General features: G+C 40.1%; 10 protein-coding genes and 1 riboswitch. All 10 genes read right to left on the bottom strand.

The window, feature by feature from the left end:
- Window positions 1-88: 88 nt before the first annotated feature.
- The gene (locus tag DX933_RS03665) at window positions 89-949 is read right to left on the bottom strand and encodes a MetQ/NlpA family ABC transporter substrate-binding protein (RefSeq protein ID WP_123315124.1); all 861 of its coding nucleotides are present in this window, start codon (window positions 947-949) and stop codon (window positions 89-91) included.
- 49 nt (window positions 950-998) lie between these two features.
- Window positions 999-1,667, bottom strand: a complete 669-nt coding sequence (locus tag DX933_RS03670; protein WP_123315125.1) for a methionine ABC transporter permease — start codon at window positions 1,665-1,667, stop codon at window positions 999-1,001.
- Entirely contained in the window at window positions 1,657-2,688 is a 1,032-nt protein-coding gene (locus DX933_RS03675) for a methionine ABC transporter ATP-binding protein (protein WP_123315126.1), read from the bottom strand. Before DX933_RS03675 ends, DX933_RS03670 begins: the two co-directional genes overlap by 11 nt.
- Before the next feature lie 142 nt (window positions 2,689-2,830).
- A riboswitch (SAM riboswitch) is annotated at window positions 2,831-2,938 on the bottom strand.
- 61 nt (window positions 2,939-2,999) lie between these two features.
- Window positions 3,000-3,323 (bottom strand): thioredoxin family protein, encoded by a 324-nt coding sequence (locus DX933_RS03680; RefSeq protein ID WP_123315127.1) that lies wholly within the window; start codon window positions 3,321-3,323, stop codon window positions 3,000-3,002.
- 16 nt (window positions 3,324-3,339) lie between these two features.
- Window positions 3,340-3,693, bottom strand: coding sequence for a toprim domain-containing protein (locus DX933_RS03685; protein WP_223805860.1), 354 nt, complete (start codon window positions 3,691-3,693; stop codon window positions 3,340-3,342).
- Between the two features lie 315 nt (window positions 3,694-4,008).
- Window positions 4,009-4,392 (bottom strand): glycine cleavage system protein GcvH, encoded by a 384-nt coding sequence (gene gcvH, locus DX933_RS03690; RefSeq protein WP_123315129.1) that lies wholly within the window; start codon window positions 4,390-4,392, stop codon window positions 4,009-4,011.
- Window positions 4,393-4,455: 63 nt separating this feature from the next.
- Window positions 4,456-4,824 (bottom strand): arsenate reductase family protein, encoded by a 369-nt coding sequence (locus tag DX933_RS03695; RefSeq protein WP_123315130.1) that lies wholly within the window; start codon window positions 4,822-4,824, stop codon window positions 4,456-4,458.
- Window positions 4,825-4,984: 160 nt separating this feature from the next.
- Window positions 4,985-6,769, bottom strand: a complete 1,785-nt coding sequence (locus DX933_RS03700; RefSeq protein ID WP_123315131.1) for an acyl-CoA dehydrogenase family protein — start codon at window positions 6,767-6,769, stop codon at window positions 4,985-4,987.
- Between the two features lie 49 nt (window positions 6,770-6,818).
- Window positions 6,819-7,994, bottom strand: a complete 1,176-nt coding sequence (locus DX933_RS03705; RefSeq protein WP_123315132.1) for an acetyl-CoA C-acetyltransferase — start codon at window positions 7,992-7,994, stop codon at window positions 6,819-6,821.
- An 18-nt stretch (window positions 7,995-8,012) separates the two neighbouring features.
- Window positions 8,013-10,412, bottom strand: a complete 2,400-nt coding sequence (locus DX933_RS03710; protein WP_123315133.1) for a 3-hydroxyacyl-CoA dehydrogenase/enoyl-CoA hydratase family protein — start codon at window positions 10,410-10,412, stop codon at window positions 8,013-8,015.
- Between the last annotated feature and the right edge of the window lie 309 nt (window positions 10,413-10,721).

Genomic DNA, 10,721 nt, shown 5'->3' on the forward strand with positions numbered 1-10,721 from the left:
TAATTGGGTTTCTATACAAACACGAATATGATGTGCAAGGAAAATGCTGGTCCCCAATTGTAGGAAACCAGCACTTTTTCTCAGTTAATTAATTATTGCCACCAACAGGTACGACCGCACCGTCATATTTTTCAAGAATAAAATCTTGTATTTCTTTAGAATGCAATACTTCAACAAGTGTTTTCAATGCTTCATTGTCTTTATCCTCGGAACGAACTGCAATAACGTTCACATACTCTGAATCTTCATCTTCAATGAATAGTGCATCTTCTAACGGATTCAAATCAGCGCCAATCGCATAGTTTGTGTTAATTGCTACTAGAACATTTTTTTCTGAATGATAAAATTCAGGCAATAATGCTGGTTCATATTCTGGTGAAAATTTCAGTTCCTTGGGATTCTCTACAACATCCTCCAAGGTTGCCGAACCTTTATCTACTTCTGGATCAAGCTTCAGTAAACCGTTTTTCTCAAACAAAGAAAGAATACGTCCATGATCAGCAACAGAGTTACTCATGATAACCTCTGTACCTTTCTGGATATCATCTATACTCGCGATATCCTTAGAGTATACACCCATCGGTTCGATATGAATACCATCGATATAATCAAGGTCATAGCCCGTTTTATCAATCGTTTCTTTTAGGTATGGAATGTGCTGGAAAAAGTTAGCGTCTAATTTACCACTTTCTAAATCATCATTAGGAAATACATAATCCTGATATGGTTCAATTTCCAAAGCGATTCCCTTTTCTTCTAAAAGTGGCTTAGCCTCTTCTAAGATTTCTGCATGCGGCTCACTTGAAGCGCCGACAATAATTTCAGTATTTTCTCCATCTGCATTACCGGAATCTTTATCTCCATCAGCTGACTTGTCTGCATCCCCTTTTCCACATGCAGCTAGTAATAAAATCAATGATAAAAACAAAATCGTCCAAAGCTTTTTCATCTTTATTTCTCCTCTTTCCCGATGTTTTACATCTCATTTTTTTTATGATTTAGCGCTTATCCAATTTCTTGGCAATCATGTCACCGATAAATTGAAAGATAAACACGATACATACAATAACAATTGTGGAAACCAATACGATGTCATAGTCACGTCGTTGAAATCCGAAGTAATATGCATAATTCCCAAGGCCACCTGCACCAATAGCACCTGCCATTGCGGTATAACCAATTAAAGCAATGGCTGTAACTGTAATTCCAGATACAAGTGCCGGCATGGATTCAGGCAGCAGTACTTTAAATAGGATTGTACGTGTCTTTGCCCCCATCGCTTTCGCGGCTTCTACAACACCTTTATCTACTTCCGTTAACGCAATTTCAACCAAACGACCGTAAAATGGTGCAGCGCCTAGTATAAGTGCTGGTAGTGCAGCTTCTGGACCACGGATCGTACCAACGATAATTAGTGTTACCGGAAATAACAAAAAGATAAGGATAATAAACGGAATGGCACGAAATACATTTACAAATGCAGCCGTGATGAAATGCAGCCATTTGTTTTCCCAAATTCCATTCTTTTTGGTTAGATAAAGTAATAATCCCAATAAAATTCCTAAAATAAAGGTCCCAGCAATCGAAATGATTGTCATATAGAAAGTTTCATAAGTGGCTTCCCATAATGCATCTGCCTTTACATTAGGAAACAATTCATTCCACATGCTGAATCACCTCCACTTCTACTGATGTTTCATTGGTAACATAGGCAATTGCAGCATCCATTTCTGCTTGTTCCCCCAGCATCTGCACGAATAATGTTCCATATGCTCCCCGTTTCGTGTGGGTTATTTTTCCTTGTACAATATTTATTTCAATAGCAAATTGCTTGGATAACTGACTGATTAGAGCTTGATTCGTCGTTTCTCCAAGAAAATGTAAACGAATCATTTTCCCCTGATTATAAGTAGCCAATATCGGCTCTACTTCATCTTCATCATCTGTAAGCCCCATAATCTGTTCGACGAATTTCTTTGTGACAGCCTGTTGTGGTCGATGAAATACGTCCAACACATCTCCCTGCTCTACAATCGAACCATTTTCCATTACTGCAACCTGATGACAAATCTTTCGTATGACATGCATTTCATGGGTAATTAAAATGATGGTTAGTCCAAGTTTTTCATTTATATCTACAAGTAGATCAAGAATTGCATTGGTTGTTTCCGGATCAAGTGCGGAAGTTGCTTCGTCACAGAGTAAAACCTTTGGATTATTAGCTAAGGCACGTGCAATCCCGACCCGTTGCTTTTGACCACCGCTCAGCTGAGATGGATAGGCGTTTTCTCGACCTGATAGGTCAACCAACTGAATAAGCTCTTGAACGCGTTTGGCACGCTCCGTTTTCGGGACTCCAGCAATCTCAAGTGGAAATGCAATATTCTGTTCCACTGTTCTTGACCACAGCAGATTGAAATGTTGAAAGATCATGCCTATTTCCTGACGAGCTAAGCGAAGCTCCTTCCCTTTCATGGCGGTGATATTTTTTCCTGCTATTTTAATTTCACCGGTTGTTGGCTCTTCTAATCGGTTCAAAAGTCGTACAAACGTACTCTTACCTGCACCACTATAGCCAATAACACCAAATATTTCGCCCTCCTTGATGTCGAGGGTGAGCTGGTCCACAGCTTTTATCTTTTGTTTTTTTATCGTAAATTGCTTACTTAAATTATTTATTGAAATCAAAGCGAATCCTCCCTGTTGCCTTTACCGTGCCTATATTGCTTCTGTTTCATCCCTTACAAGACTTATGACCTACAATCTACACAAAATAAAAACGCCTTCTGCTAAGTGAACAGAAAGACGTAAATTATAAAATCTTTAAGTTCCCTTATCACTCAAAGCACATTGCCTTGCAGGAATTAGCACCTTTCAAATCATAATTGAGGTTGCCGCGGTATCACAGGGCCAGTCCCTCCACCGCTCGAAATAAGAGATATCACGTATTCAATTAAAATCATCATTCAAATCATAGCACCGATTCATGCACCTGTCAATTATTGATTTTTAGCAGGGGAAAATAAGGCAGGCTCGTATTTCAGTAAATACGAATATATATTTGGAATCGATTGGAAAGCATAGATTTTCTCTGCTGCCTTTCCCTTATCTTTTATGAATAAGCAAGGAACACTTTCCACTTGATTTGTTTGCATAAATTCCGGGTGAAGCGATGCATTCATTTCAAAGAAAATATCCTGTTGATGGGCTCGTTCAATCTCAGCAAGCATACTTCTCGCTACATGACAAGTTCCACAAAATGGAGTATGAATATATAGTAAATAATGATCTTGTGTCAAAACTGTCTCTGTTATCTGCTGCAAAAAATCACCTGGTTCATCAAATTAAATATTTTGGGTCTACTGCAATGTACTTTGCAGTGAGTGCAACTGCCAGAATATGCTCTGGGGTAGCTGCAACCTCCCGATAATCACTGCTAACATATAAATGCTCTGCATGTGGAAGCTCTTTTGTTAACTCTTTCCTGAGCGCAATTCCAGATTTGTCCTCATCCACAAATATAAATACATGCTTATTATCCAAATCATATTGTTCTAATAATTCGTCAAATTTACCTATTCCAAAGGTTCCATTGGTACAAATTATCTCTAATTGCTCTGAGATGATCTTGCTAAGCTGCCTTTTATCCGTTAAGCCTTCTACAATGATGACTTTATCCGAATCAACCGACACGTCACATAGCACTCCCATATGTTTCATCATTCTAAACATCAATTGGTCTTATTATAGCATATTGATGTAAAATTTAAATGTTCGCAGTTTACGCCACCAATAAAAAAGATGACTCTCTCCAAATAAGGGAGTCATCCTGTATAAACAGCTTCCTCTTTATCACAGATTAACTGGCTGTAAGACCCACACATCAAGATTTTTGCTGATAACCAGAATGGTAAATGGGGGATCAACAGCCAGTAAAGGCCCGATTGGTTCAACTAACAATCAGTGGAGAAAGAGCTAAAAGCCCCCACTGATTGAAGTTTCACTATATTAGTCCTCTTCTACAAATGCTTGGTATGCTTCTGGGGATAGTAATTTATCCAGTTCAGCTTCATCTGAAAGCTCAACTACAATCATCCATGCATTTTCATAAGGGGATTCGTTTACAAATTCCGGGCTATCTTCCAATTCTTCATTTATTTCAACTACAGTTCCACTTACTGGTGCATATAGCTCGGACACGGTTTTAACCGATTCAACACTACCAAATGGTTCATCCGCATCAATTTCTTCTCCAACCTCTGGAAGCTCAACAAATACAATATCTCCAAGTTCATCTTGAGCAAAATCAGTAATGCCAATACGTACTTTATTTCCTTCTTTTTTTACCCACTCATGTTCTTCTGAATACAATAGATCGTTTGGTAAATTCATTTGAATCCCTCCGTAAATTGATTGCATCTTAACTATACAAGTTTATCTTATAGAATGCTAGCTTTAATTATCGTTTGCGGCCCATGTTTCTTCAAAAATTTCTGGTTTAAATCCTACCGTTGTTTTCTTGCCATCTGTGGTGATTGGTCGTTTGATAAGCATTCCATCAGATGCAAGGAAGGCAGCCATTTCTTCTATGGTGGCGTCCTTGATTTTTTCTTTCATATTTAGTTCACGATATTTCTTTCCGTTTGTGTTGAAGAAGCGTTTAGCTGGTAATCCACTTGTTTCAATAAAATGAAGGATTTCTTCCTGCGATGGTGTTTCCTCAACAATATGTATAGCAGTGTAATCCACTTCATGTTCATCTAACCATTTTTTCGCATTTTTGCAGGTGCTGCAATTGGGATACCAATAAAATGATAGGCGCATGACATTCCCTCCCATCTACATTTTCTAACTTGAAGTATACCAGAAAAGCTTGTTAAAAAACACGAACATGCTATTACAAGTTTTGTTTTTCGTTCGGAAAGTGATTAAATCATACACGTCAAAAACCTTCCAAAAGAGATGGAAGGCTTTTGACTTTCAATTATACAATATATTTTTCAGCTTCAATGATTTGTGCAGCGATTTCACGTTTTTTGGCAATCACATTTGTTGGCGTATGACGTGTTAGTTTTCTAAGCGATGATAACATCATCCGCAATGTATCTCCTTCTTCGACAGCAATAAGTGTTTCCTTTGCATCTGCTTCAATACGGTTAAATGCCTCTTGTACGTAAACCTGTGTATACAAGACTTTGAGATTATTTTTCTCCTCACCGGATTGTTGAATTGCTTTTTCAGTGCGAAGGATAGCGGATTCCATATTATATACTTCTGCTACCATATCTGCGAGGTTCACTAAGATTTCCTGCTCCTGTTCAATTTTTTGCATATATTTCTGGGCTGCTAAACCAGCTCCAAGCAAAACCATTTTCTTTGCATTGCGAACAAGGTACTTTTCCTGTTCCAGTGTTTCGGTTCCGACTTCCTCCGGCATCATCATCATGAGCTCTTCCTGTAATGTTGTCGCTTTTTCAAATAACGGCAATTCACCCTTCATGGCTTTCTTCAGTAAGGTGCCTGGAACGAGCAAGCGGTTTATCTCATTTGTGCCTTCGAAAATGCGGTTTATACGGGAGTCTCGATAGATTCGCTCCACTTCATACTCCTGCATAAACCCGTAACCACCGTGCAATTGAACCGCTTCATCTGCTACGAAATCAAGTAGCTCCGTACACATATATTTATTCATCGAGCATTCGATTTGGTATTCAGCAATAGCCCGTGCAACTTCCCGACCATCCTTAAGCTGTTCATCTGTCAATGATCCCATCCGTTGCTCAAATAAGCCTACTGTCCGGTAAACTGCACTTTCATTTGCGTACGTATGTGCCCCCATTGTTCCGAGCTTTTCCTTTGTCAAAGAAAAACTGGAGATCGGAGTGTTAAATTGCTTGCGTTGATTCGTATAACCAACCGCTAGCTCCAGTGCACGCTTGGCACCACCCACGCCACCTATAGCAAGCTTATAGCGCCCAACATTTAAAATGTTGAATGCGATAATGTGGCCACGGCCCTTTTCACCGAGTAAATTTTCAACTGGTACTTCTGCGTCTTCTAAAACCAATGTACGCGTAGAAGAGCTCTTAATTCCCATTTTCTTCTCTTCTGGTCCCGTGGATACGCCTGGATAATCTCTTTCAACAATAAATGCCGAGAAATGCTCTCCATCAATTTTCGCATAAACGATAAATACATCCGCAAAGGCTGAGTTCGTAATCCATTGCTTCTCTCCATTTAAAATATAATGTGTACCAGCTTCATTTAATTTAGCAGTTGCTTTGGCGCCAAGTGCATCTGACCCGGATGAGGGCTCTGTCAATGCATATGCTGCCAATAATTCACCAGTTGCCAGCTTAGGTAAATATTTTTCTTTTTGTTCGTCATTCCCAAAAAATACAATCGGTAATGATCCAATTCCGACATGTGCCCCATGAGTAATGGAAAAACCACCTGCACGTGCAAATTTTTCAGTGATGAGGGACGAGCTAATTTTATCCAATGCAAGCCCGCCGTATTCCTCAGGTACATCTGCGCCAAGTAGTCCTAGCTCCCCTGCTTTTTTCAATAGTTCAACGGAATGTTCGAATTCATGATTCTCCAGGTTATCGACCTTTGGTAACACATCGCCAACAACGAAATCTTCCGTTGTCTTGGCAATCATCTTATGCTCATCTGTAAAATCTTCTGGTGTAATGATATCCTCACCAGTTAAATCTTCAATTAGAAATGCGCCACCTTTGAATAAACTTTCTTTTGTTTCTCCCATGCTCTCCATTCCTTTCCTTTTAAAATAATTCCTTCTATTGATTAGCTGATTAAATCAGTTCAAATACACCTGCAGCACCCATGCCGCCACCAATACACATCGTCACCACTCCGAATTGAACACCCCTACGCTTCATTTCGTGCATCAAGCTAATGGTCAGTTTCGTTCCTGTACAGCCCAGCGGATGACCGAGTGCGATAGCCCCACCATTCACGTTCACAATCGATGGATCCAACTCAAGCGCCTGAATCACACGTACAGCTTGGGAAGCAAACGCTTCATTTAATTCAAATAGCCCAATATCTGATAGCTTCAGACCTGCTATTTTTAATGCTTTTGGAATAGCTTCTACTGGCCCAACACCCATAATTTCCGGTTCGACACCTGCAACTGCATAGGAGCGAAATTTCAATATTGGTTGAAGCCCTTCTGCCAAAGCTTTTTCTTTTTCCATCACTAGTACAGATGCAGCACCATCACTCATTTGAGAGGAGTTTCCTGCTGTAACACTGCCTGCTGGATGGAAGGCTGGTCGAAGCTTGGATAATATTTCCTCTGTTGTGTCTTCCCGAACCCCTTCATCCGTATCAAATACAAATGATTTTTCTTCTACTTTATTCTTTTTGCCAATCAACCGCTCCGTTACATCAACAGGGACAATTTCATCCTGGAATTTCCCTGCTTTTATTGCTTGTGCAGCACGCTTGTGACTTTGCTCTGCAAACGCATCCTGGTCCGCCCGGGAAATATCAAACCGTTTTGCTACTTCTTCGGCTGTGTAACCCATCCCCATATAATAACCAGGAGCATCCTGTACAAGCTTCGTATTTGGTTTAATCACATGCCCTGTCATTGGAACGAGACTCATAGATTCCGCTCCGCCGGCAAGTATGGTATCACTGGAACCAACCATGATTCGCTCTGATGCATAGGCAATGCTTTGTAGGCCTGATGAACAGAAACGATTGATTGTTATTCCAGGTACATCGTGTTTTAGCCCAGCTAGGCCAGCGATGTTTCTGGCCATGTTCATCCCTTGTTCTGCTTCCGGAACTGCGCAACCGATAATGACATCATCAATATTACCTTCATAATTACCTGCTCGTTTTAATGTTTCTTTAATGGTTAACGCTGCTAGGTCATCTGGTCTTGTGTTTGCAAGTGACCCTTTATGCGCTTTACCGACTGGGGTTCTTGCACCCGCAACAATTACTGCTTCCTTCACAATTCTTCCCCCATTTCTTTAGTTACGTAATGGTTTTCCTTTCAGCAACATATGCTGCATCCGTTGCTGGGTTAATGGTTCTCCAATTAGACTTAAAAATGCTTCCCTTTCCAGATCAAGCATCGTTTGTTCATCAATAAGTGAACCCGCCTTGATACGTCCTCCTGAAAGAACATATGCTATTTTTTCAGCTATTTTCACATCATGATCAGAAGCATATCCACCAAACTGTAATGTTTTTGCTCCTAATAGCATGGCTGCGTACCCCGCATCCCCAACGACAGGAATTTTTTCTTGTTTTGGTGCTTGATAGCCTGCTCCAGCTAGGGCCAACACCTTTTGTTTTGCATCATAAATCAGGTGATCCGAGTTAATGCTAATGGCATCGCCACTATCCATATAGCCGTTTTCGAATGCTTCTGCTGCTGATGTTGAAACCTTTGCCATCGCCACTTTTTCAAACACATCATTCGCAACCTTTGTTAAATCAAAGTCAATACCATGTGGTAGATTTCGCAACTCCTTCAAATATAATTCCTTCGTTCCACCACCACCTGGAATCAAGCCAACTCCAAACTCAACCAAGCCCATATACGTTTCAGATGAGGCCTGAATTGCAGCTGCTGGAAGCGAGACTTCTGCTCCACCACCAAGTGTCATATTGAATGGTGCCGCAACAACTGGTTTTTCTGCATATTTTATCCGCATTGCCATGTTTTGAAATTGGCGTACAACTAAATCCAGTTCAAAAAAGTTATCATCTTGTGCTTCCATCAACATCAAGGCTAAGTTGGCACCGACACAGAAGTTTTTCCCCTGGTTCCCAATGACAAGTCCTTGATAATTTTTTTCAACTTCATCGATAGCATCATTAACCATTTGAATAATGTCGAGCCCGATTGCATTGCTGCGAGAATGAAATTCCAGACAGGCAACCCCATCACCTAAATCTATTAAACTTGCACCGGTATTCTTCTTTATAACACCTTTTTCTTCTTTCAATTGCTTCAGGTTAATCGCCTTTGGATTCGTTTCTATCTTGTGATAGGAGCCTCCATGGTAATACTGATTCGTTCCAGCATCCTGATGATAAAATGCTTCTTTCCCATTCTCCAGCATTTCTAACACCCATTCCGGAACTGTTTCACCTTCTGCTTGCATTCGTTCTACAGATTTACGCACACCAATCGCATCCCATGTTTCAAATGGGCCAAGCTCCCAGCCAAAGCCCCATCGCATGGCTTCATCAATTGCTTTCATATCATCTGCGATATCCCCTAATAATTCGGCAGCGTATAGGAGAACAGGCTTTAAAATCGCCCAGGTTAAATCCCCGGCACGATCTCCTTTCGCCATTACAAGCGCTTTCATTTTATTCCGGCTTCCTTTTGCTTGCTTGGCTAATTCTGTCGCCTGTGTCTTCAGTTTTTTTCGATCTTCATATGTTAGTGTTTCTGGATTAAGCTCATAAATGATACTTTTACCATTTTCTTTTTTCTTTACATAAAAACCTTGACCGCTTTTTGCACCTAGCCAGCCTTTTTCGTTCATTTTTTTCATAAAATCGGGTACATCAAATACTTCTTTTTCTTTACCATGTACTAAATCATGAACATTTTTAGCAACATGGATGAATGTATCCAAACCAACGACATCCAAAGTACGGAACGTCGCACTTTTGGGTCTGCCAATCATCGGGCCGGTTATCGAGTCTACTTCACCGATACTAAAGCCACCTTGCAGCATTTCCCGAACCGTTACGAGCAAACCATAGGTACCGATGCGATTTGCGATAAAATTGGGTGTATCCTTTGCTTCCACAACACCCTTTCCTAACACATCTTCTCCAAACACCTTCATAAACTGAAGCACTTCCGGATCCGTATCTTTGGTTGGTATAACCTCCAACAATTTCAAGTATCGTGGTGGATTAAAGAAGTGTGTACCGAGAAAATGTTTACGGAAATCTTCCGAGCAATCTGCGGACATGGCTTCAATTGATATTCCAGATGTATTAGAGCTAACAATTGTTCCTGCTTTACGATACTTTTCAACGTTAGCAAACACTTGCTTTTTCACTTTCAAATTTTCAACAACTACTTCGATAATCCAATCCACCTTTGAAAGCTTTTCCATATCATCATCAAAGTTCCCAACTTCAATTAAATCCAGACTTTTCTTTGTTGTAATCGGTGATGGCTTTTGCTTTAATAATGCTTGCTTACTCTGTGCGGCCATCCGATTCCTAACAGCCGGATGCTCGAGGGTAAGTCCTTTATCTTCTTCTTGCTTCGTTAATTCCTTTGGCACTATATCAAGCATTATCGTTGGAATGCCTGCGTTGGCCAAATGAGCAGCAATACCTGAACCCATGACACCAGAGCCCAATACAGCTGCGCGCTTGATTGTACGCTTCATTTTTTATCCCCCAATCATAATTTGAATGAACACTCATTCATTTTATGGTAAAAATAAAAGATAGTCTCCTATCCATCTACTTATACTATAAATTATATTCAGATATTTCGCAATGAGAATACATATTTTTTGTAATTTCTTATCATTAAATTGTAAACTTCCATGCTTTTTCTTTAGCTCATAAGTAAATATCCGCCGGTAGAACCGGCGGTTTTAATTTCGCCCTATAAGGGCACTTTACCAACATAGTCCCTAAAGGGACCTCTAAATTGACCGTCAATTGTTTATGTTCCTATCTATTTTTTGAAT

The sequence above is a fragment of the Ornithinibacillus gellani genome, from assembly GCF_003730295.1.
In the GTDB taxonomy this organism is placed as follows: Bacteria; Bacillota; Bacilli; order Bacillales; family Amphibacillaceae; genus Ornithinibacillus_A; species Ornithinibacillus_A gellani.